This window comes from Psychromicrobium xiongbiense (genome assembly GCF_030271165.1).
GTDB lineage: Bacteria > Actinomycetota > Actinomycetes > Actinomycetales > Micrococcaceae > Renibacterium > Renibacterium xiongbiense.
In genome coordinates, this window is the sequence record NZ_JASSZH010000020.1 from 1 (window position 1) to 23,585 (window position 23,585).

The window sequence follows — 23,585 nt, forward strand, 5'->3', positions numbered from 1 at the left end:
TCGAGGAATTGCTGAAAACCGTCCATACGGGGTTCCTGTTCGTTCGGTGTCCGTGAAGAACTCTCAGAGGCTCATGACGTGCAATGGCGTTGGGGTCACACACTTGAAGTGTGTGACCCCAACGCCTGGGCCAGCGTACGCTCCGAAGGGGCGCGGCGCCGGTGAAACTGAAAGAATCAGCCGAGCTTGGAGGCCTTGCTGCCGGGCTTCCAGGTGGTCGGCGTCTGCCGGTCCGGGTACCACTGCTTGGCCAGCTTGGCCCAGGTACCGTCCGCCACTACAGCGTCCAGCGCGGAGTTGAGTGCGTCGATCAGCGGCTGGTTTTTGGAGTTCACGGCGAAAGCGGTGAAGTTCTGGGTGTTGATCACGCTCTCCGCAATGACCGTTCCATCGCCATCCTTGACCTGTCCGCTGGCCTGCTGCGACGGAGCGACCCAGGCATCAACCTGGCCGTTCTTCACATTCGCGTAGACCGTGTTGTAGTCCGGGAAGCGGACCGGTTCAAAGCCCAGTGTGTTGGTGACGTAATCGTCTTGCACGGTGCCCTGAACCACACCGATGCGAAGATCCTTGGTCAGGTCCTTGAATCCCTTGATGCTGGAGTTCTTCTTGGTCACTACGGCCATGTAGCCGAAGTCGTATCCATTCGTGAACCCCACGTTCTGACGACGCTTGTCCGTGGTGGAGATGGAGGAGGAGCCGACGTCGAACTGCTTGTTCTGCACCTGGGCCAGCAGAGCGGAGAAGTCAGTGGCGACGAACTCGGTCTTCAGACCCAGCTTGGCTGCCATGGCTTTGAGCAGCTCGTTGTCGAAGCCGGTGAACACACCGTCCTTGAGGAAGATGTTCGGCGGGGCATCGGAGAGGGTTCCCACGCGCAGAGTACCGTCAGTACCCAGCCCCAGCTTGGACTTGTCGATCTTGTCCAGGGGCACCACGTTGGCGGTGGTGTACTTATCGGTCGAGGCCTGGTCCGCGCCGGCGAGGGCAGCGGAGCTGCTGCCGCCGCTGCTCGCTGCGGGGGAGCCGCAGGCTGCCAGGCTCACTGCGATGAGGCTTGCGACGGAGGCGGTTTTGAGCCAGGTAACGGCTTTCAACTTCATGGGAAACTCACTTCTGATCGGGCGGCTTACGGCGGCACAGGACGGCACGGGACGCCGAAGCTGGATTCACGCCACACTGGTGGCAACAGAAGAACATTCTTCCATGTGACTGAAATGATCTCAGTCTGAGAATTATATTCGTCATACAAGATGTTGTGGTGAACATAATTCTGTCATCTAGATGAGTTTCAGCAGGGGCTTCGCTGTGAACTCGATGTGACGGCATGCTGTTGCTGTCGGCCGATCTTGTTCAGAGCAGCACAGGCCATGTGCCGTCGATCACAGCGTCAAGGCGTCCCTGGCGGTGCAGATAGGACTGGAAGCTTGCGGCCTGCTCCCGGGCCCAGATCTTCTGGAGCTGGTGTAGCCCGGTTGCAGGTATCCGAAGCTCGGCGAAGGTGGCGGCCTGTGCCTCGGCCAGTCGCAGAGCTGCCAGTGCATCGGCGGAGGCCGTGTGTGCCTGCTCGAGGTCGATGCCGTACTGCTCGCACAGCGCCACGAGAGTGCGTTTGCCCTTGCGGAACCGGTCCACCTGCTTGTCCAGAATGTACGGGTCAATCACCGGCCCCGTCGGTGGGGGATTCAGACCCAGTCGATGGCATTCGCGATCCAGCACCGTGAAATCGTAGCTGGCATTGAATGCCACGACGGGAGTGCCCTGAAGAGCGCAGCCTCGCAGCACGGCGGCCAACTCCGAAGCCACCTCACGCAGTGGTCGGCCCTCCTTCCGGACGCGTTCCGTGGTGATTCCGTGAATCGCCGTCGATGCCTCAGGAATGGGCACCCCTGGGTCGGCCAGCCAGTCCCATTGCTCGCTGATTCCTCCGGCGGCATCGACCATCACCACGGATGCACTGAGTATCCGTGCAGACTGAGGATCCGGCCCAGTCGTCTCCAGGTCAAAGGCGGCCCGTGGGAGAGCGGTCCAGGCGTATCCAGCCAGATCCTGGCCAGTCTGATGGGCCTGGTCGGGCCTATCCGTCAGGTTTGTCATCTTCGCAGGCTAGCGGAGCTCACCGACAGTTTCCGCGTGCACGTCCCACTCGGCGTGCTTTGCGGCCCGGATCAACGAGGCGATGGCGATCCAGTGTGCACTGTTGCAGGGTATATGTGAAAAACACTCTGCAACAGTGCACACTCAACGGCGGCAGGTGCTCGATGGCGGTCCCTCGCGACCGCTCCGCGCGCTCCCACCCCTCACAGGCTCGGCGCGGGGCCCTCGCGCACTACCGCTCCGCGCGCTCCCTCCCCTCAGCGGCTGGGCGCTGGTCCCTCGCTCTCTACCGCTCCGCGCGCTCCCACCCGTCACTGGCTCGGCGCGGGTCCCTCGCGCACGACCGCTCCGCGCGCTCCCACCCCTCTCAGGCTCGGCGCGGGTCCCTCGCGCTCTACCGCTCCGCGCGCTCCCCCCCCTCACAGGCTCGGCGCGGGTCCCGCGCGCACTACCGCTCCGCGCGCTCCCTCCCCTCAGCGGCTGGGCGCTGGTCCCTCGCTCTCTACCGCTCCGCGCGCTCCCACCCCTCACAGGCTCGGCGCGGGTCCCTCGCGCACTACGCTGGGGGGTTATGCGGGAAGAGTATGTTGAGGCGGTGTTGGAGCTCGCCGCTCTGATCCCGGCGGGTTCCGTGCTGGCCTATGGCGATATCGCCGAGCTTCTGGGCGTCGGCGGACCACGCCAAGTGGGGGCCGTGATGGCCCACCATGGCAACTCAGTACCATGGTGGCGGGTGCTCCGGGCGAGCGGCCTGGCCCCGTCGGGACACGAGGAACAGGCACTGCTGCGCTATCGCGAAGAGGAAACTCCGCTGCGCGGCAAGACCACTGGGCAGGATTCCTCCTGGCGGGTGGACATCGCCCGGGCCAGATGGCGCCCCGCCCAGGACCAATGGGCACGCCTCGATGCCCTGGCTGCGCGGCTGTGCGATCCGTCTGAACTGTGCGATCCGTCTGAAGGGTCCTATCGATCTGTATTGTCGGAGCCGCGTGATGAGATGGATTCATGACGGAAGCCATGCTTCACCCCACCCTTCCCGGGTCCGCCCTGAGCCCGGAGCAGGCCGCCATCGTGCGTGCTCCTGCAGGGCACGGGCCACTGATCGTCTGGGGCGCGCCCGGCACCGGAAAATCGACCCTGCTGGTGGAGCTGGTGGTACACCGGGTGGAGCAGACAGAACTGGATCCCTCAGGCATTCTGCTGCTGGCGCCCAGTAGAAGTGCCGCCACCCGCCTGCGAGACCAGATCTCAGCTCGACTGGCCCGGACCATGATGGCCTCGCCAGCACGCACCTGGACCTCCTACGCCTTTGATGTGCTGCGCCGGGCCCAGGCGGAAGGGCTGTTCCCCGGAATGGAGCGGCGCCCGCGGCTGATCAGCGGTCCCGAACAGGATCTTTACCTCAAAGAACTCCTGGAAGGTCACGCCCTGGGGCTCAGCGCCGGGCCCGACTGGCCGGAGGACCTGTCTCTGGCGCTCGACACCCGGGGCTTCCGCCAGGAAATCAGAGAACTTTTCGACCGGGTGATCGATCACGGCCTGCTGCCGGAGGACCTGGATCACTGGGGTCAGGAGACCGGACGCCAGAGCTGGCGGGCTGCCGCTACGCTGTTCGCCGAATACCGGGATCTGATCGAACTGCAGGCCGCCGGTTCCTTCGACCCTGCGGGAATTGTCCGGGAGGCCAGCGACGTGCTGGCCCGTCACCCGGATTTCCTGCAACGCGAGCGCGAGCGGTTCAGCCTGGTCTTGGTGGATGATGTCCCGGAAGCCGGTTGGTCGGTCCACACGCTGTTGCGCCAGTTGGGAGCAGAGAGAGATCTGGTGATGACGGCCTGCCCCGATGCCGTGGTGCAGGGCTTCCGTGGTGCGCGGCCCGATGCGGTGGGCCTGTTGCGGGATTCTCTGATGGCGCAGGAGGCGTCGCTGAGCGTCTCGCATCGGCTGACGCGGCCGATGACGGCAGCCTGGCAGCGGGTGGCGGAGAGGATCGGCCAGAGCAGTGGCGCGCAGCAGGCGCGACAGCTGCGATTCCCGGAACCAGCTGAGGTGTCAGAACTGCACGGGGAAACGGAACGGCTCGGCGGGTCGGCTGAGATTTCGGAGGAGCCAGCCAAACCGCTGGGCGTACTGCTCGGCTCTGAGGTTCAACAACGCCGTTACCTGGTGGAGCGTCTGCTGCATTTTCATGTGGCGGAGGGACGATCCTTTGCAGACCTCGCCGTTATCGTTCCCACGGGTGCCATGGTTTCCACCATCAGCAGGTACCTGGCCAATCACGGTGTGCCTGTGTCGGTGGGTGGCGCAGAGAGCGCTATCCGGGACGAACCTGCAGTCCGTCCACTGCTGCTGGCATTTGAGCTGGCAGTGCGACCAACTCCGCTCACTCCCGAGGAAGCGGTGGACCTGCTGACCTCGCGGATAGGAGGTCTGAACTCCGTTCAGCTGCGGAGGCTTCGGCAGGCGTTGAGAATGGAAGAACGCGCCTCAGGTGGACGTCGTTCCAGTGATGAATTGCTGGTGGAGGTACTGGAACGGCCTGCGCAACTGGAACTCCTTGGCCCCATCGGCCGACTGGCGTCACGGACAGCCCGGATGCTGGCTGCCGGTCGCGCGGCGCTGAGCGAGTCAGGGGCTAATCCGCAGACGGTGCTCTGGGCGCTCTGGGAGGCGACTGCACTCAGTGATCAGTGGGCCTCCGCGGCGCTTCAGGGGGATGCCCTGGCTGCCGCGGCGGACCGTGATCTGGATGCACTTATGGCACTGTTCCAGATTGCTGAAAGGTATGCGGATCAGGCACCGGCCGCACCGGCGGCGGCCTTTGTGGAGTATCTGAAGAACCAGGAGCTCCCGATGGACACGCTCGCGGCGCGGGCTGCGCATCAGGATTCGGTGGAGGTGCTGACTCCGGCCAGCGCTGCCGGCCGCGAATGGCCCATAGTGCTGGTGGCAGGCGTCCAGGAGGGCATCTGGCCTAACACCCGCCTCCGCGGCGAGCTGCTGGGCAGCCAGGAACTGGTGGAGCTGTTGGAACGTGGCCCCGGCCAGTCCATCACGCTGACCGCGGCGGAGCGCATCCGGGACATCCGCTATGACGAGCTTCGTAGCTTCTCCGTGGCGATCTCCCGTGCCTCTGAGAGGTTGATCTGCTGTGCCGTGTCCTCGGAAGACGAGCAGCCCTCCGGTTTCCTGGATTTGGTGGACCCCTGGGTGCCCTCTGCCTCGGGGTGCGAAGCATCCACGGATGAGCCCGCCGCCCGGCCCCTCACCGAGGTGGCCCGGCCGAAGAACCTGCGCTCCCTGGTCGGCGAGCTTCGCCAGAAGACTGTGCAGGGATTCCTGACCGATGCCGATCCGGAGACCTTCCCCGGGCAGCTGTCGTTCAGTGCGGAGGCTGGTCCGCTGGACCGGACGGTGGCCATAGAGGCCTCGGGCGTGCTCGGCCAGGCGGCGCTCGCCGGTGCCCCCGGTGCCGATCCGAGAAGCTGGTGGGGGCTGGCGCCGTTGAGCACCACGGAGGCGATTCTCGATCCGGACGACGTGGTGTCCATCTCTCCCTCGCGGATTGAAACGGCCCTTGATTCACCGCTGAAGTGGTTCATTCAGGCGGCCGGCGGGGAGGCGCCGAGCAACTTTGCGCAGAGCCTGGGCACACTGGTCCACGCCATCGCCCAGCGACGCCCTGCCGGAACCCTGGAGGAGTATCTGGCAGACCTGGAATGGGACTGGCCTTCGCTCGGTCTGCCGGACACCTGGGTGAGCGCGGCAGAGAAGGGCCGTGGGGCATCGATGCTGGCCTATCTGGCGGAGTATATCCGGTCCCTGAACCAGTCACACCGGATGCTGCTCGGGGTCGAGCGCGACTTTGCGGTGGAGCTTCCTGCCGGCGGGCGGCTGGCCCGGCTGCGCGGACAGGTGGATCGTCTGGAACGGGATGAGGAAGGTCGTCTGGTGATCATCGACCTGAAGACCGGCAAGGTCAAGCCGACGGCGGAAGCCGTGAAGCAACATCCCCAGCTGGCCGCGTACCAGACGGCCATTCAGCACGGGGCATTTGCTGAGCAGGGATCCGAGCAACAGGGCCTGAGGACTGAGCCGAATCTGACGTCCGAGCTGGAGCGCAGTGGAGGAGCCGCCCTCGTTCAGCTGGGCGACAAGGTCAAAAGCGTCCCGATCCAGCATCAGGACCCGTTGACGGCAGACGATCAGTGGGCTCAGGATCAACTGGACCGCGCCGCTCAGGTCATGTCCGCCGCCGACTTCGCCTCGATTCACGATCCGCAGAAGGGCGGCCGGACGCAGTGCAAACTTCCCGAGGTCTGCCCCTTGTGCAGCGGAAAGCAGGTGACAGAGTGAGTGCTGTCGAGTCGAAGGGAACCCGGTCGCCAGCGGTGCGACAGGCCACCGAGGAGCAGAAACGGGTCATTGAGGCTCCGTTGGAACCTATGCTGGTGATCGCCGGTGCTGGCTCCGGAAAGACCACCACGATGGCAGACCGGGTGGTGCATGTGGTCACCGAGGGGTTGGTGCGTCCGGATCAGGTGCTGGGTGTGACCTTCACCCGAAAAGCTGCGGGGGAGCTCTCTGCCAAGATCCGGGCTCAACTAATGCAGGCGGCGGAGTCTGACCCGCGCGTGGCACAGATCGCCCGCAGTCACGGTCTGGAGCCAGCCATTTCCACCTACCACTCGTACGCCAACACGCTGGTGTCCGACTACGGCCTACGGCTGGGCGTGGAGCGCGATGCCGTGGTGCTGGGGCCGGCGCAGAGCTGGCAGTTGGCCCATCGCGTCGTGGAATCCTTCGACGGCGATCTGAGCCAGTATTCGGGAGCACTGTCCACCCTGGTCGCCGCCGTCCTGAGCATTGCGGGGGAGTGTTCGGAGCACCTCCAGGATCCGTCGCAGGTGCAGATCTGGCTCACGGAACTGCTGGATCGCTTCATGGCCCTTCCCCATCGCGAGGGAAAGGGCCGCGATGCCCAGGGGGCGGCCGACAAAATCGAGGCCATGCTCCGCGACCGGGCCAGTATTGCGGGGCTGGTGGAGCGTTACCAACGCGCCAAGACGGATCAGAACCTGCTGGACTACGGAGATCTGGTGGCCCTTGCCGCCCGGCTGGCCCGCGAGATCCCGGAGGTGGCGGTTCAGGAGCGGAGCAAGTACGCCCTGGTGCTGCTGGATGAATTCCAGGACACCTCCCACGCCCAGCTGACTCTTTTTGCCTCGCTGTACGGTCAGGGACATGCGGTCACCGCGGTGGGGGATCCACACCAGTCCATCTATGGATTCCGTGGTGCCTCCGCCGGGCAGCTGTTCCGGTTTCCGGAAATTTTCCGTCGCATCGATGGCCGGCCAGCTGCGGTCGCCACCTTGAGTGTGGCCTGGCGTAACTCACTGGCGGTGCTGGATGCCGCGAATGTCATGTCCGCTGAGCTCAACCGCCTGGCAGCCTCCGCTCACGCCAGTTCGGGGGTGGAACTCAAGGCGCTGGCCCCGCGGCCCGGCGCCCCCGCCGGAGAGGTGGAGATTGCCCGGTTCGGCACCGACGAGGAGGAGGCCGCGGCGGTGACCGAGAGCATCGTGCGACGCCGACGTGCGGAAGCCGGGCCGACGACGGTGGCCGTTCTCTGCCGGACTCGTTCCCAGTTCGCTTCCTTCCGCGATGCCTTTGAAGCGCGGGGCGTTGAGTATGAGGTGGTGGGTCTGGGTGGTCTGCTGAGCACACCAGAGGTGATCGATGTGCTGGCCACCATGCGCGTGGTAGTTGACCCGACGCGCAATGACGCCCTTTTCCGGCTGATGACCGGGGCCCGATGGCGGATCGGCCCCCGGGATCTGATGGCGCTGGCTGACTACTCGAAGTACCTTGCACGACGACGCCGCGAGGCATCGCCGGGAGACAAGGCCACGGAGTCCGAGGCCGGAGGGGACAGTGGGGCAGCTCAGGATCGTCCTGAGGATCTGGTGGAGGGTGCGAATCTGATCGAGGCGCTCGATGAGTTGCCCGAGGATTTCTGGCCGGAATCTGCCCGCCCGCTCAGCTCCGAGGGGCGTTCCCGGTTACTGGCCCTCCGCGCGGAACTGCGCCGCCTGCGCCACGGCATCACCGATGACGTGATGACCCTTCTGGTGGAGGCGGAGCGATCCACCCTGATCGATATCGAACTTGCTGCCCGGCCAGGCCGGAGCTATCAGCGTGCGCGTCATCATCTGGATGCGCTCAGCGACGCTGCTGCAAGCTTCATTGCCTCCGCCAGCCGGGTGGATGTGAATGCTTTCCTCTCCTGGCTGGAAGTTGCAGCAGACCAGGAGAAAGGTCTGGAGATCGCCACCCTGGAACCGGACCCCTATGCGGTGCAGTTGCTGACCGTGCATGCGTCCAAAGGCCTGGAGTGGGACGAGGTGTATGTTCCCGGAATGATTGAGGACGATTTTCCGTCCAATCGGGCGCGCCGCTGGACGAATGAGGGTCTGCCCTGGCCTCTCCGTGGTGACCGGGACGATCTGCCGGTCTGGGATATCAGTGGGACCGACCAGAAATCCTGGATCGCCAGTCAGGAGACGTACAAGGATGATGCCCTGGTCCATGCGCAGGAGGAGGAACGCCGCCTGGCCTATGTGGCGTTCACCCGGGCGCGCACCTTCCTGATGATCAGTGGAGCGGCCTGGAAAGGAACAGGAGCCAAGCCGCGGGAGGCGTCCCGATTCCTGACCGAGGTCGCCGAGGCACCCGCTCTGGCTGGCGTGCTGAAGCGGGGCCTGGACCAGGAGCCGCCCGCCGAAAACCCTGCCGGAGCGGCAGCTCTGCGCGCTGAATGGCCCTATGACCCATTGGCCGGTCCCCTGATCGCTGCGGGTGAGAAGGTGCTCCGGCATCCGGTGCCCGGCCGACGACGGGCTCTGGAGGCTGCTGCCGGACTGGTCCGTTCCGCGATGGCTGAGCCGGTTCCACTGGGCCGGAGCCCCCGGTGGGGTTCCGAGGCTCAATTCCTGCTCACCCCGCGACCGGCCGCATCGCAGTCAGCTGGGAAGCCTCCGGCGCACCTTTCGGCATCGGCCGTGGTGGAGCTGGGTATCGACGCCGACGCAGTGCTCCGCCAGCTTCGACGGCCGGTGCCGCGACGGCCCAGTGTTTCCGCACGTCGCGGCACCGCCTTCCATAGCTGGGTGGAGGATCACTATGGCATGGCCGGTCAGTTGGACCTCGAGGAAGCTCCGCGCGCCGACGAATACCTGGATGAATTGCTGGATCTTGACGTGCTCCGGGATAACTTCAGGAATTCTGAGTGGGCCACGCGTCTGCCCGCCTATCTGGAAGTACCACTGGAAACGACGATCGCGGGGATCCCGGTGCGGGGTCGCATCGACGCGGTCTTCCAGGACGGGCAGGACTGGGAGCTGGTGGACTGGAAGACCGGACATCCACCCCACGGTCAGGAACTGCGCCAGAAATCGGTACAGCTCTCGCTCTACCGGCTGGCCTGGGCTCGCCTGATGGGGGTACCGGCAGAACGGATCCGCCTGGCTTTTTACTATGTGCAACACAATGCCACAGTGCGGATCGAGAATCCCCTGACCGAAGAGGAGCTGGAGCAGCTGGTCAGCCAGGGACTCGGGTTGACCAACTGAGCGGCTTACTTCTGAGCGGTCTATCTCTGAGAGGTAGGTACCACTGAGATTGCGGCCGTGGTGGCTTCCGGCGTAGGTGCAGAGGTCGGTGCGGAACCACCCCCGGGTACGTTGCCCTGACCGTCCTGAGCCGCTGCATCCTCGGAGATCTCGGAAGCAGACGTCGACGGTCCAGATGCTTCAGTCGAGGAGACCGGTGCGGGGGAGATCGTGACCGCTTCGGCGGCAGAGATCTGCTGGCCACCATAGAGCGCGATATCCCGTTCCAGAGCACGGAGCATCTGCTCGGCATCGGCGATCATGGCCGTGTCCCCGGAAGCGATCGCGCGGACCAGCCACTGGGCCAGGGCGAATTCTGCGGAGAGCGCCGCACGGCGCTGCAGATGCCTGTCAGGTGCCACGGTGCGGGCTTCGGCGTAGGCTTCGCGGACGGCAGCCACAAACGCCGTGTCCTCCACCGCGGTAAGCCAGGCGAAATCATCGGCAGGATCTCCTACTCGCAGATCGGTCCAGCCGGTCACTGCGGTGAGACGGGATCCGACAAAGAGCAGATTGTCCTCATGGAGATCGCCATGAACCACGGTGGGCGCAAAATTCCACATCGTGGTGTCTTCGAGCGCCTGTTCCCAGCGCCGCAGGAGCGAGGAGGGGATCTTCCCGGTGGTGGCAGCCTGATCAAGTTCGTTCAGCCGACGCTGCCGGAACTCATTGGCGCTGTACACGGGCAGATCGACGCGCTCCACCAGTTCGGCGGGCAATTCATGAATGGCGGCCATGGCGGCAGCCACTTCCTTGGCCACGACCGCGCCGCCGCTGCTCAGCGTCTGGGTGGACTGGACTGCGCCATCCACATGCGAGTACACGAAGGCCGTCAATTCACCCAGTCGCACGGTTCCGGCCACGGTGGGCAGCACAAAGGGAAGCTCGGCCCGGACGCCGGGGCTGAAAGCGCGCAGTACCTCGCGCTCGGTCTCCAGCCGGGCGCTGGCCTCAGGATGCCGGGGCGAACGCACCCGCCACCGTCGCCGATCGCTGTCAACCAGCAGTGCCGCATCAAAATCCGCGGAATCATCGGGTTCGTGGGCGACCGCCGTCGGTATCAGGCCGGGCACAGCTGCGCTGGCCACAGCCGCAAGTTCCATAGGTGTTCGTCTCACCATTCCACGGTACGGCGGTGCCCGCGATTCGCGGCGAGCTCCGGCGGCGAGTCGTCCGAACTCCCGCTTGAATGGGCCGCGAATGGGCAGGCGGCGGGCGCTGGCGAAGCCGATCCGAAGGTGATCCGAATGTGAATTGTCAGAGCGCATCGGTACGGTAGAAACATGACAATGACGGGCAGCATCACCAGCGACAATCTGCGACCTCAGGGCCTGCCCTGGCAGCAGTCGGTGGTGGACCGGGGGAGTGAGCGCCGGGCTGCTCCGGGTTTCGCAGCCGAGGCCCTCGCACAGAGCAACGCGCGGCTGATCGTCATTCATCAGGGGCAGACGCTGATCCGCGACGGACACGTCGTGTTCTTTGACGCGCGCGCCTGGGCCGATCCGGTGCCGTTGCAGGATGAGGCCGGAAGCGCGGGGCCTACGGTCTATCTGGGCCGCTATCAGGGGCCATTCTCTGAGGAGTCCAGCCACGCTGACGCGGGCCAGCCGGGAGTAGCCCTCCAGCCCGGCGATGAACTGTTCGCGGTGCACAGCACGGACGATGCCGCCACCGCACTCGGCGCGCAGGCCACCTGGCGCACCTTCCGCGAGGTGGCGACGGAGCTGCCCGCGGCAGAGTCGCAACTCTTCATTGAGGCGCTGGCGATTCTGAACTGGCACCGTGCACACACCCATTGCCCGCGCTGTGGTGCGCCGACCCGGGTGGAGGTCTCTGGCTGGGTGCGCCGCTGCCCGCAGGACAACTCCGAACATTTCCCGCGCACCGACCCGGCGATCATCGTCGCCGTCGTGGGTGCTGATGATCGTCTGCTGCTCGGCGGAGGTGCCAGCTGGGAGTCCAACCGCTACTCCACGCTGGCCGGTTTTGTGGAGCCGGGTGAATCCCTGGAACAGGCCGTCGTACGGGAAATCGGGGAGGAGGTGGGCATCCGGATTCACACCGTGGATTATCTGGGCTCTCAGTCCTGGCCCTTCCCTGCCTCCCTGATGCTGGGGTTCACGGCGCGCACCGATGATGTTGACGCCACTCCGGATGGAGTTGAGGTGACCCGTGCACGGTGGTTTACCCGCCCCGAACTCCAGGCGGCGGTGAGCAGCGGCGAAGTGGTCATCTCGCACCGGATGTCGATTGCGCGCTCCCTGATTGAGCACTGGTATGGCGGCGTGATCCATGATGCTCCCGAGGCCTGAGGGCACGGTGCTGATGAATGCTGGGCCGATGAAGGACCATCTCTCGTTGGAAGAGCGGGTGCTCTCCGGCCTCGATGAGGAACAACGCCAGGTGGCCACCGCGCTGCACGGGCCGGTCTGTGTGCTGGCAGGCGCTGGCACCGGGAAGACCCGCGCCATCACTCACCGGATCGCCTACGGTGTGCACAGCGGGGTTTACCAGCCCTCCAGGCTCCTGGCCGTCACCTTCACCGCCCGGGCCGCCGCGGAGATGCGCACCCGGTTGCGTGATCTGGGTGTCGGGGCGGTGCAGGCCCGCACCTTCCATGCCGCCGCGCTACGACAGTTGCAGTTTTTCTGGCCCCAGGCAGTGGGCGGTGCTCTGCCGAATCTGCTCGAACATAAGGCGCAACTTGTGGCGGAGGCCGCACGACGGCTGCGCCTGGGCACCGATCGGGCCACTGTGCGGGATCTGGCCGGGGAACTGGAATGGGCCAAGGTCAGCATGCTCACCCCGGACAGCTACCTGGCTCATGCGAGCGAGCGGGGAACTCCTGCAGGCTTCGACCTGACCACGGTGGCCCGGGTCTTCGGAGCGTATGAGGAGCTCAAGGCCGACCGCAACCTGCTCGACTTTGAGGACGTCCTGTTGGTCACCGTGGGCATTCTGCAGGAAGACGCACGCATCGCGGCCACGGTCCGGGATCAGTACCGCCATTTCGTGGTGGACGAATATCAGGATGTTTCGCCGCTACAGCAGCGGCTCCTGGACTTGTGGCTGGGCGGGCGGGAAGAGCTCTGCGTGGTGGGCGACGCCAGCCAGACCATCTATTCCTTCACCGGGGCCACACCCCAGCATCTGCTCCGCTTTGCCAGCACGCACCCGCAGGCGCAGGTGATCAGGCTGGTGCGCAACTATCGCTCCACTCCGCAGGTGGTGGGTCTGGCCAACGCGGTGCTGACTCAGCGCCGCCCCGCAGGTAAAGTCGCCGATGCGCTCTGGGCCACGCCGCTGGAGTTGCGCTCGCAGCAGGCATCGGGGGAGGCCCCGCAGTTCCTCGAATGCCCCGATGACGAGGCGGAAGCTGCCGCCGTCGCCCGCCTGGTCGGTGAGCGAATCGCCGCCGGAACCCCGGCAGCGCAGATCGCGGTGCTGTTCCGCACCAATGGCCAGTCCGAGGCCTTTGAGCAGGCTCTGGCGGGTGCCGGCATCGGATATCAGCTGCGCGGAGGCGAGCGTTTCTTCACCCGCAAAGAGGTGCGGGATGCCATTCTGTCGCTTCGCGCTGCGGTCCGTGCGGCCGGGACCGGGCACGACGGCGATGCAGAGGGTGCCGGGCCCGACTCACCGCCGCTGGCCCAACAGGTCAAAGATATTCTGGCCAGTATCGGCTACACCGAGGAGGCTCCCGCCGGGGGCGGGGCCGTCCGTGAACGGTGGGAATCCCTGGCCGCTCTGGTCAATCTGGCTGAGGAACTCGTGCTCAGCCGGGGCCCCGGGCTGGATCTGGAAGGCTTTGTGGCGGAGCTGCAGGAGCGGTCCCAGTCACAGCACGTGCCTACCGTGAACGGCGTGACCCTGGCCTCCCTGCATGCAGCCAAGGGCCTGGAATGGGATGCGGTCTTCCTGGTGGGGCTCAGCGAAGGGCTGATGCCGATCAGTTTCGCGGACACCCCGGAGGCGGTGGACGAGGAGCGAAGGCTGCTCTACGTGGGTGCCACGCGGGCCCGGGCGTTCCTGCACCTGAGCTGGTCTCTTTCCCGGACGCCCGGTGGTCGCGCACATCGGAAGGCTTCCCGGTTCCTGGAAGGAATCCGGCCCGGTTCTGCGGCGCAAGCGGGTCCAGCTGCCAAACGGCGTAACCGCACCGAGCGCCCAGCGCTGACCGCGTGCCGGGTCTGCGGGACCTTGTTGTCCACGGCTGCGGAACGCAAAATCGGCCGTTGTGCCAATTGCCCGGCCAGCTACGAGGAGACCACCTTTGAAGCCTTGCGGGCCTGGCGGCTGGAGACGGCTCGCGAGGCGCAGCTGCCCGCCTACATGATCTTCACCGATGCCACTCTGGTGGCTATTGCCGAGCGCAAACCCACCTCCCTGAAAGCACTGGCGGACGTTGCCGGCATCGGCCCGACCAAGCTGGAGGCCTATGGTGAAGCAGTGCTTGAGTTGTTAGCCGCCTCATGACCGCCGAGCGTTGGGATAACCCGGCAGTCGGCATCAGCGCCCACGGACGGGAGGTACTGGTTCGTCGGTCCCGACGACGACGGCGCACCGTGACAGCCTTCTGGGAGGATGGCAAGGCGGTGGTGGCGATTCCGGCGCACTTCAGCCGTGCAGAGGAGCGCCGCTGGGTGGCCACGATGGTCGCCAGGCTGGAGGAGCCGCAAGGTGCCTCGCGCAGGCGTAGCGACGATGACCTGATGCGGCGGGCCAGCGAGCTCTCCGCCCGCTATCTTCAGGGGCGGGCTGAACCGTCGTCGGTTCGCTGGGTCAGCAATCAGAAAAACCGATGGGGTTCTGCGACGCCGGCGGACCGGAGCATCCGGCTTTCTACGGCCTTACGCGGGATGCCCGAATGGGTGGTGGACTATGTGTTGCTGCACGAGCTCGCCCATTTGCTGGTGGCGGGTCACGGTGCCGCCTTCTGGGCACTGCTCACGGCCTACCCACGCACCGAGACGGCCAAAGCCTTCCTGGCGGGCGTCAGCTTCGCGCACAGCCACGGCCAACCGGGCGAGGATGATGTCGACGAGGATGACGATGGTGACGAGGTCGGAGCTATTCCTTAGGGGTCCTCAGGGGGCCGGATCTCGTTCAGCCTGGCCTCGAACCTCGCCTTGTCTGCGGCCTTCTGCTCGGCTTCCCGGGATTTTAGGTGAGTCATCGCGTTGATTCTCGGATCTTTCAGGTTGAACGCCGCCTTCGATCGGGCTTTGTTCACCAGAATCGGCACCTTGCTGCCGATGTGGGGATCCCGCAGTTTGAACGTCTCTTCTCTGATCGGCAGTCGAATCGCGGTCCCGTCGGGTCCGGTGAACTCGATGAGGTACTCCCACACCTGAGTGGAGGCCACCTGGATGTTGTCCGACGTCCGTTTAATGAAACGCTTGTCGATGAGCTTTGCATCCATCTGCGCCCACCCGATATGGAACATGATCATCCGCCTCAGGGAATCATCAGCCGTCGTAGCAGGTGCGTCCGGCCACTGATCAACCTGCAGGGGTCTGAAGGGGCCATCGGTGCCCTGCTCGCCGCTGTCGACGGCGGCGTGGACACCAGTATCAACGGTAGTGGGGAGGATTGTCCAGGGTGCATTTTTCGCGAGCATCGTGACCTGAGTCGCATCGCCCAACAGCGGCTTACCGAGGTTTCGCCGTCGGGCTCGCCGGGATTCCGCTGGACGCCCGATGGCCAATGGACAGAGTCCACTGCGTCGTGGACCAGACAATGCGGTAGCTGCTGGTGGCACCATTGATTCTGGTGGCAGTCACGGTGGCAAGCGAGGCAAAATCCGCGGACACCGAAAGCTTGTCCGTCTTCGGGTCCCAGCCTTTGGCAAAGGACGCCAGAGCCTCGGACGGTGGGCCGGTGTCCACTGAGTCGGGGCCGGCAAGTTGCGCGACCTCGCTGGCCTTCCCGTGCGCAGCCGTCGTGATCACCAGCTGGGCAAAGTCGTTCATGGTCTCCGGGGTCGGCCCAGGTGGCAGACAGGCGGTCAGAGCCAGTAGGGCCGAAAAGCTGGCAGCCAGGAGAACGCTACGTGCGAAGCGCATGCCCTCACACTCCTCAGGGGTGAGACTCGGCCGGAACCACTGACGGCGCGGAACAACCGATGGTGAGAGCTACTCTAGCTGTCCCTCCCGGGCGGGAGTGGCATGAGTCGTCACCGCTCCGGGAGAGCGGGCTCCATAGCGTTGTGCGGCCCCGGCCCCGAGAACCACCAGCGTGATTCCGATGCACTGCAGGGCGGTGGGTGTCTGGCTGAGGAGCAGCACACCGGCCAGGATCCCGAAGGCGGGCTCGATCGCCAGCAGTGTGCCGAACCCCGCATGAGTCATACGGCGCAGGGCTAGCATTTCGAGCGCCAGGGAAGCCACGGGGGTGATGAGGGCGATTCCGGCCGCAGACGCCAGCACACCCCAGCTGAAGTCGCCGCCGAGGACTTGGGGAACGCCGAAAAGGGCGGTCGCTCCCGAGGCGATGGGAAGGGTCAGCGAGAGGCCACTGATGCCGGAGAAGCGATCGCCGACGCGTTGTGTGAACACGTTGTACAAGCCCCAGCAGGTGCCCGCGAGCGCAGCGAAGCCGATGCCGATCAGGTCACTGTTCCCCTGCCAGGGCTCGGTGAGGAGCAGCACCCCGGCGAGCGCGAGCAGCGGCCAGATCAGTGCCTTCAGGCGCTTTGTCGCGAGACCTGCAACGGTGAGCGGGCCGAGGAACTCCACTGCGACGGCGGTTCCGAGTGGAATCCGCTCGGCGGCGGCGAGGAAGAAGGTCGTCATGAGCCCCGTGACCACACCGAGCACCAGCAGCATCGGGACATCCTGTTTCCGTACGGATCGAAGCGACGGCCTGACGATGCACAGGAGAAACCCGGCACCGAAGCACATTCTGAGCCACGCTGTGCCAGTAGGGCCGATGTGGCTGACCACCCCGATCGAGAGTGCATTCGACACCTGAATCATCAGCATTGCCGTGATCGCCATCGACCATGCCGGGACCCGCAGTTGGAGCTTCAGTGCTGCTCCCTGGTGTGTGCATTTCCGACTCCTGGCTCATAGACAGCGAGCAGGAACCTGGCGGATTCGTCGCGTGGGTTCGTGTAGGCGTGGACAGTATCGCCGAAGAATGTCAGTGCGTCTCCGGCGCCGAGCTCCACAGTCTGCCCGTCGGTTTCGACCATGAGCCAGCCCTGCTGCACCTGGAGGAGTTCCCGGGTACCAGCGGTGTGAGCCTCACTTTCGTGGCGTTCGCCCGCGGCCAGGGTCCAGTCCCAAAGCTCCAGGACGTTGGGCGGTTCGGTTCCGGCCATGAGCACGCCTTGGCCGCCCGACGGTCCAGCCCACAGCACGGCACCCTCATGATGCCGGGTCACCTTCGCTGCCTGGGATGCGGGTGGCTCCACCAGTGCGGGCAGGCCGACGCCGAGGGCCTCGCTGAGACGCAGTAGCGTTCCGATGCTGGGGTTCACCGAACCCTGCTCCACATTGACCACCATGCGACGACTCACACCCGCAGCATCCGAGAGGTGATCAAGAGTCCACTCGCGGGCTTTCCGTTCCTGGCGGACGCGCTCGCCAATCACGCGTGCCAATGACTCTGCCTCTTCATCCATTAGTGCATCATAATGCATGAAAAATGCATGAAAGTGAGGGGTGGTACGCCTTATCCTTACTGATCGCCCGGGTCTGCCGAAGAATCCCCGGATTCCGGGGTGTCATAGCCGCCGGACAACAGCTTCTCGAGGTCCTGGTCCACCGAGGCGTCCGATGCTTCGGCCAGCGCGCGCCGCGCACTGAAACCCTCGGGATCGTCCAGATCCTCCGCCGTCGGCAGCAGATCGGGGTGCTTCCAGATCGCATCGCGGCCCGCAATGCCGCGCTCCTTCTTCAGGGTCGCCCACAGGGTTGCCGCTTCCCGCAGCCTGCGGGGGCGCAGTTCCAACCCGACGAGGGAGCCGAAAGCATGCTCGGCAGGCCCACCCGTGGCTCGACGACGGCGCACCGTCTCACGCAGCGCCGGTGCGCTGGGCAGCTGGGCGGCGGCCTCGAAAGTCAGCTCGTCCACCCAGCCCTCCACGAGGGCGAGCGCGGTCTCCAGTGTGGCCAGGGCGGCATCCTGCGCGGGGGTGCGCTGAGGCATGAACACACCCTCGGAGAGCGCCTGGCGGATGCGGTCGGTGTCGCTCGGGTCGAGATCCCGAGCCACCTCCTCCATCCGGGAAAGGTCGATGTGGATGCCGCGGGCGTAGGCTTCGATGCTGCCGAGGAGATGCCCACGCAGCCAGGGCACCTGGACAAAGAGCCGCGCGTGAGCGGCTTCGCGCAACGCCAGGAAAAGCTGGATCTCGGCGGCCGGAAGTTCCAGGCCCTCACTGAACGCGGCAATATTGGTGGGTAACAAAGCCATCTGAAGATCAGCCAGCGGCACTCCGATATCCGAGGCGGATACCACCTCGCGGGCCAGCGCGCCCACCGCCTGCCCCAACTGCATACCGAAAAGCGCCCCACCGACGTTCTGCAGCATGGACGCCGCCCCGCCGAGCATGGCCTGCATCTCCTCCGGAGCCTGCTCCTGGAGGGTGCGGGAAAGTGCCTGGGCCACGCTGGTGGCCACCGGCTCGGTCAGCCGCTTCCAGGTGCCCATGGTCTCTTCGACCCATTCGGCACGGGACCACGCTTTGCCGATCAAGCCGGTGCTGGAGAGATCGGTGAGTGGGTCGAGCCACAGCTCGGCCAGATGCAGAGCCTCATCCACCGATCGTGACTGGGGTGCCGAGATGGACGGGTCGTCACCGGCTGCCGCCTGACGGGCCTGATCATGGGCCATGGTCCAGTTCACCGGGCCGTCGTTGCTGTTCCCAGCCATCATGGTCTGGAACTGAGCGAACATATTGGCCAGCACCGCAGGATCATTGGGCAGGCCTGCGGCTTTGGCGAGTTCAGCCGCGTCCACGCCGCTGAGGCCCTCGCTGCCGAAGAGCTTGGCAAGCATCTCCTGGAAGGGGTCGAGCGGGCCTTCGTCATCGTGCTTCTCAGGCTCGTTGCTCATGGCACTTCCTCCACTGGATCGGCGGTATTCATCCGTAAGTGTCCACCGGGACCAGGGGTCTGATGCGCACTCGACTAGGACTCTCACGGTACCGCTGTCGGGCAGTGCTTGTCTGCGGCCGGGTGCGTCGTTCGCTCTAGGCCAAGTCCGTCACCCCGGCGCCCCGACACCGCCGTGCCGCAGACCGCGTAGGCTGGGAATCAGAACACGCACGGGAGTGCGACGGCGTTCCGGCTGCGGTCAGCGCCGCAGGCGATGAGGAGCACCCATGAGTCATCTGTCGACCGGTCCCCATGGGACATCCGGTCAACTCTCTGACGTGTCACCGGAACACACGCCCACTCAACGTCAGCAGCGCCGTCGCACCATCGTGCTCACCGTGTCCGGTCTGCTGACCCTGGCGCTGACCGTGCTGGCGCTCGTTCTTCCGGCACCGTATGTGGTGGAATCCCCGGGGCCGGTCTTCAATACTCTGGGCAAGTCTTCCGGCAAGAGCGTCATCACGGTGACCGGTGCCACCAGCTATCCCTCTACCGGTCAGCTGGACATGCTCACGGTGTACGTGGACGGCGGCCCGGCGAATCAGCTCAGCGCCATCGCCCTGTATCAGGCCTGGCTCAACCCGGACACCGCGCTGTACCCGGTGGACCTGATCTACCCGCCGGATGCCACCGCGGATCAGATCAACCAGCAGAGTGTCGCGGATATGGTCGATTCCCAGGACATGGCGCGCGCCGCAGCGCTGACCTACCTCAAGATCCCCTTCACCCAGAAGCTGTCCGTCGCACAGGTGGGCCGGGGGACCGGATCGGACGGCAAGCTCAAGCCCGGTGATGTGCTGACCGCGGTCGATGGCGCCCCGGTGACCAGCCGCGCGGTGCTCACCGCAGCGCTGGCCAAGAGTAAGGGGGCTACGGTCGCGGTCGAGGTGCTCCGCTCCGGTCAGCCGGTGACGCTGAGCATCCAGCCGAGCTTTGACTCCGCCAGCGGCCGGTATCTGCTCGGCATCGGCCTCAAATATGACTTCACCTTCCCCTTCACCATCGACTTCGCGCTCAGCAACGTGGGCGGCCCGAGCGCCGGCATGATGTTTGCGCTCGCCACCATCGACAAACTGACTCCGGATGATCTGACCGGAGGCAAGCACGTTGCCGGGACGGGAACCATTGATGCGGACGGGAACGTTGGACCCATTGGGGGGATCGTGCAGAAAATGATCGGCGCATCCAAGGACGGTGCCACGCTGTTCCTCGCGCCCAGCAGCAACTGCAATGAGGTTGTTGGGCATGTGCCCTCAGGCCTGAAGGTGATGCGGGTGGATACCCTCAGCCAGGCGCACGATGCCGTCGCAGCCTACGGCGCAGGCAAAGACCTGTCAGCGTTCCCCAGCTGCACCGCCTCCTAGACCTTCCGACGTACCGACCCGCACCACCGACCCGTTGCAGAACTGACAAGGAACATCGTGAGCCAGGATCAAAGACCCGCTGCCAGACCACGACGTCGCGGAGCGCTGTTACCGACCATCATCATTCTGGTGGTGGCGGTGATTGGATTCGCCTTCTTCGCCAGCATTTACACGGAGGTTTTGTGGTTCAACCAGCTGGGCTTCCAGGAGGTGTTCTGGAAGACGAATCTGGCCCGGATCGCCTCCTTCGCCGGGGCCTTTGTGCTGATGGCCGTGGCCGTGTACTTCTCGCTCCGGGTGGCTTACCGATCCCGCCCGGTGTACTCGACGGAGAACCCGGTCCAGCAGAATCTGCATCAGTATCAGGCGCAGCTGGAGCCGATCCGCAGGGGCGCGATGATCGTGATTCCGGTGGTTTTCGGGATCTTCGCCGGAGCCTCTGCGGTGGGTCAGTGGCAGAAGGTGCTGCTTTTCCTGTTCCAGGAGCCTTTCGGGACGAAGGACCCACAGTTCGGGATGGATATCTCCTTCTACACCAGCACCCTGCCGCTGCTGGGATTCGTGGTGGGCCTGTTGATCGCCATCGTGCTGATCTCCGGCATTGCCGCGCTGCTCACGCACTACCTGTACGGGGCGGTGCGTTTGCAGGAGCGGGGTTTGTTCATCAGCCGCTCCGCCCGCGTCCAGTTGGCTGTGACGGCGGGAATCTTCCTGATGGTCCTGGGCCTGAACTTCTGGCTGGACCAGTACAACACGCTGCTCAACACCTCCGGCTACACCTCGGGCGCGTTGTACACGGATGTGAATGCGGTCATTCCGACCAAGGCGATTCTGGCCGTTGCCGCGATCGTGGTGGCCGTGCTGTTCCTGGTGGCCGCCGCCATCGGGCGCTGGCGTCTGCCGCTGATCGGCACCGCCATGCTCGTCATCGTCTCCGTGGTGGCTGGCGGCATCTACCCCTGGGTAATCCAGACCTTCCAGGTGAAGCCCTCCGAGCAGACCATTGAGCAACCCTATGTGCAGCGCAACATCGATATGACGCGGGCCGCTTTTGGCCTCTCCGATGTGCAGGTCATCCCCTATGCGGCGACGACGACAGCGACCCAGGGTGCACTACGGCAGGATGCGACGACGACGGCGAACATCCGTCTGCTGGACCCGGCGCTGATGACCAAGACCTTTGAGCAGCTGGAGCAGTACCGGCCCTACTACGGCTTCCCGAAGACCCTGAACGTGGATCGCTACACGGTGGACGGCAAGGTTCAGGACACCGTGATCGGTCTGCGCGAACTCAATCCGCAGGGCATTCCGGTCTCGCAGCAGAGCTGGTACAACAAGCACCTGGTCTACACACATGGTTATGGCGTGGTGGCGGCCTACGGCAACACGGCGACGGCGGACGGCAAGCCGGTCTTCATGCAGTCCGGGGTGCCCACCATGGGCAAACTGGGCAATGATTCCAGTTACCAGCCGCGGATCTATTTTGGCCAGAACACCACGGATTATTCGATTGTCGGCGGGGACCAGAACAATCACGTGGAGCTGGACCGGCCCCAGGGCACCGATACCACCTCGGATTCGAAGAACACCTTTGACGGCAACGGCGGTCCGAATGTGGGCAACTGGTTCAACCGGCTGGTGTACTCACTGAAGTTCCAGTCAACGGACCTGTTACTGAGCAATGCAGTCAACGATCAGTCGCAGATTCTCTACGACCGCACACCGGTGGAACGGGTCCAGAAGGTTGCACCGTACCTGACCATCGATGGGAAGCCGTACCCCGCGGTGGTGGATGGCAAGGTGAAGTGGATCGTGGACGCCTACACCACCTCCAATGCCTACCCTTACGCGCAACAGCAGCAGCTGGACTCAGCGACCACCGACTCGCAGACCGCTCGCGCCGGAGGGGCGCTGTCCGGCTCGGTGAACTACATCCGGAATTCGGTCAAGGCGACCGTGGATGCCTTTGACGGGTCCGTGAACCTGTACGCCTGGGATACCAACGACCCGCTGCTCAAGACCTGGCAGAAGGTGTTCCCGAGTTCGCTGAAGCCGATCTCCGCGATGTCTGCGGACCTGATCAGTCATGTGCGCTACCCGGAGGATCTGTTCAAGGTTCAGCGTGAACTCCTGGGCCGCTACCATGTGACCAGCGCCGGGGCATTTTACAACAACAGTGATGCCTGGAGCGTGCCTAACGATCCGACCAGCACCTCGGATACCGTCAAGCAGCCGCCCTACTACATGTCGCTGCAGGTCCCTGGGCAGACGAAGCCGGCCTTCTCGCTGACCTCCAACTTCATTCCGCAGCAGGTGGGCACCGAGTCGCGCAATGTGCTGTACGGATACCTCGCCGCAGACGCCGATGCCGGTTCCACAGCAGGCGTGAAGGCGGATTCCTATGGCAAGCTGCGGCTGCTGACGCTGCCGCCGAGTACCCAGATTCCCGGGCCCGGGCAGGTCTTCAACCGTTTTGTCTCCGATCCGAACGTGTCCAATTCGCTCAACATTCTGAAGCTGGGCCAGTCGCAGATTGTGAACGGTAACCTGTTGACCTTGCCTGTTGGCGGTGGCCTGCTCTATGTGCAACCGGTGTACGTCCAGTCCACGGGGGGCGGCGCGAGCTATCCCACGCTGCAGCGCGTGCTGGTGGCCTTTGGCGACAAGATCGCCTTCGCTGCCACTCTGGACAAGGCTCTGGATGAACTCTTCGGGGGTGACTCCGGGGCGAGCGCGGGGGATAAGAACAGCGGCAATAACGGAACGCCGACCTCCGGATCGGGCTCTTCGGGCACGCAGCCGGGGGCCTCCGATGCTCAGGCTGCGCTGACCAAGGCGCTGCAGGATGCGCAGCAGGCCATCAAGGATGGGCAGGACGCTCTGGCCAAGGGCGATTTCACGGCCTACGGTGCCGCGCAGAAACGGCTCAGCGACGCGGTGGCCGCCGCGCTCGATGCCGAGAGCAAGCTCGGTGCCGGGACGAGCACCGGCGCGTCCACAGGCGCCTCGACCGGGGCACCCAGCGCTCCCGTGTCCGGCAGCTCGACCGGCTCGCCATCGAGCTCATCCAGCCCTTCGCCGAGCAAATAGCAGTACCTCGTCAGCCGCCATAGTAGGCCCTTTCGGGTCCGCAAAAACCCGTCCCGCGGAGTCGATTTGGCTCTGCGGGACAAAGCGGGTAATGTTGATCAGGCGCCGCGGGGTGGAGCAGTTCGGTAGCTCGCCGGGCTCATAACCCGGAGGTCACAGGTTCAAATCCTGTCCCCGCAACGAGAAAGTGGTCCTGACCAGCAGAAATGCCGGTCAGGACCACTTTGCTTTAACTCGGTATTAAGCTCCGGTTGAGTGGT

The 23,585-nt window shown here is 64.9% G+C and carries 16 protein-coding genes and 1 tRNA gene; 9 read left to right on the plus strand and 8 right to left on the minus strand.

Annotated elements, in window-relative coordinates:
• Positions 1-176: 176 nt before the first annotated feature.
• Entirely contained in the window at positions 177-1,103 is a 927-nt protein-coding gene (locus tag QQM37_RS07395; protein WP_285726104.1) for an ABC transporter substrate-binding protein, read from the minus strand.
• A 250-nt stretch (positions 1,104-1,353) separates the two neighbouring features.
• Positions 1,354-2,097 carry a 3'-5' exonuclease gene (locus QQM37_RS07400; RefSeq protein WP_285726106.1) on the minus strand — a complete coding sequence of 248 codons (744 nt, stop codon included), beginning with the start codon at positions 2,095-2,097 and terminating at the stop codon, positions 1,354-1,356.
• 571 nt (positions 2,098-2,668) lie between these two features.
• Between QQM37_RS07400 and QQM37_RS07405 the strand changes: the two genes are divergently transcribed.
• The 3 genes from QQM37_RS07405 to QQM37_RS07415 are packed head-to-tail and all read left to right on the plus strand — an operon-like array spanning position 2,669 to position 9,728.
• Positions 2,669-3,106, plus strand: a complete 438-nt coding sequence (locus QQM37_RS07405; RefSeq protein ID WP_285726108.1) for an MGMT family protein — start codon at positions 2,669-2,671, stop codon at positions 3,104-3,106.
• On the plus strand, positions 3,103-6,453 hold the full coding sequence (locus tag QQM37_RS07410; RefSeq protein ID WP_285726109.1) for an ATP-dependent helicase: 3,351 nt from the start codon (positions 3,103-3,105) through the stop codon (positions 6,451-6,453). The genes QQM37_RS07405 and QQM37_RS07410 overlap by 4 nt, the downstream gene beginning before the upstream one ends.
• The gene (locus QQM37_RS07415; RefSeq protein ID WP_285726111.1) at positions 6,450-9,728 is read left to right on the plus strand and encodes an ATP-dependent DNA helicase; all 3,279 of its coding nucleotides are present in this window, start codon (positions 6,450-6,452) and stop codon (positions 9,726-9,728) included. The genes QQM37_RS07410 and QQM37_RS07415 overlap by 4 nt, the downstream gene beginning before the upstream one ends.
• Before the next feature lie 20 nt (positions 9,729-9,748).
• Here QQM37_RS07415 and QQM37_RS07420 read toward each other — a convergent pair whose 3' ends face one another.
• Positions 9,749-10,885, minus strand: coding sequence for a phosphotransferase (locus QQM37_RS07420; RefSeq protein WP_285726113.1), 1,137 nt, complete (start codon positions 10,883-10,885; stop codon positions 9,749-9,751).
• A gap of 171 nt (positions 10,886-11,056) precedes the next feature.
• On the opposite strand from QQM37_RS07420, the gene nudC reads away from it, so the two are divergent.
• The 3 genes from nudC to QQM37_RS07435 are packed head-to-tail and all read left to right on the plus strand — an operon-like array spanning position 11,057 to position 14,848.
• The gene (nudC, locus tag QQM37_RS07425; RefSeq protein ID WP_337250244.1) at positions 11,057-12,079 is read left to right on the plus strand and encodes an NAD(+) diphosphatase; all 1,023 of its coding nucleotides are present in this window, start codon (positions 11,057-11,059) and stop codon (positions 12,077-12,079) included.
• A gap of 28 nt (positions 12,080-12,107) precedes the next feature.
• A complete protein-coding gene (locus tag QQM37_RS07430; RefSeq protein WP_285726117.1) occupies positions 12,108-14,243 on the plus strand; it encodes an ATP-dependent DNA helicase UvrD2 in 2,136 nt (711 codons plus the stop codon).
• Positions 14,240-14,848: a M48 metallopeptidase family protein gene (locus QQM37_RS07435; RefSeq protein ID WP_285726118.1), complete on the plus strand. Its 609-nt coding sequence runs from the start codon at positions 14,240-14,242 to the stop codon at positions 14,846-14,848. Before QQM37_RS07430 ends, QQM37_RS07435 begins: the two co-directional genes overlap by 4 nt.
• Here QQM37_RS07435 and QQM37_RS07440 read toward each other — a convergent pair.
• The 5 genes from QQM37_RS07440 to QQM37_RS07460 form a co-directional block, all read right to left on the minus strand.
• Complete coding sequence (locus QQM37_RS07440) at positions 14,845-15,411, minus strand: hypothetical protein (RefSeq protein WP_285726120.1); 567 nt, start codon at positions 15,409-15,411, stop codon at positions 14,845-14,847. The genes QQM37_RS07435 and QQM37_RS07440 overlap by 4 nt on opposite strands.
• Before the next feature lie 7 nt (positions 15,412-15,418).
• Complete coding sequence (locus tag QQM37_RS07445) at positions 15,419-15,832, minus strand: hypothetical protein (RefSeq protein ID WP_285726122.1); 414 nt, start codon at positions 15,830-15,832, stop codon at positions 15,419-15,421.
• A 69-nt stretch (positions 15,833-15,901) separates the two neighbouring features.
• Complete coding sequence (locus QQM37_RS07450) at positions 15,902-16,594, minus strand: EamA family transporter (RefSeq protein WP_285726124.1); 693 nt, start codon at positions 16,592-16,594, stop codon at positions 15,902-15,904.
• 200 nt (positions 16,595-16,794) lie between these two features.
• Positions 16,795-17,394 carry a helix-turn-helix domain-containing protein gene (locus tag QQM37_RS07455; RefSeq protein ID WP_285726127.1) on the minus strand — a complete coding sequence of 200 codons (600 nt, stop codon included), beginning with the start codon at positions 17,392-17,394 and terminating at the stop codon, positions 16,795-16,797.
• A 56-nt stretch (positions 17,395-17,450) separates the two neighbouring features.
• Positions 17,451-18,830, minus strand: coding sequence for a zinc-dependent metalloprotease (locus tag QQM37_RS07460; protein WP_285726129.1), 1,380 nt, complete (start codon positions 18,828-18,830; stop codon positions 17,451-17,453).
• A gap of 268 nt (positions 18,831-19,098) precedes the next feature.
• Here QQM37_RS07460 and QQM37_RS07465 point away from each other — a divergent pair, with 268 nt between their 5' ends.
• From QQM37_RS07465 to QQM37_RS07475, 3 genes are all read left to right on the plus strand, one after another.
• Entirely contained in the window at positions 19,099-20,235 is a 1,137-nt protein-coding gene (locus QQM37_RS07465) for a YlbL family protein (protein WP_285726131.1), read from the plus strand.
• A gap of 57 nt (positions 20,236-20,292) precedes the next feature.
• Positions 20,293-23,325 carry a UPF0182 family membrane protein gene (locus QQM37_RS07470; RefSeq protein WP_285726132.1) on the plus strand — a complete coding sequence of 1,011 codons (3,033 nt, stop codon included), beginning with the start codon at positions 20,293-20,295 and terminating at the stop codon, positions 23,323-23,325.
• 106 nt (positions 23,326-23,431) lie between these two features.
• A tRNA-Met gene (locus QQM37_RS07475) sits at positions 23,432-23,505 on the plus strand.
• Positions 23,506-23,585: the final 80 nt, after the last annotated feature.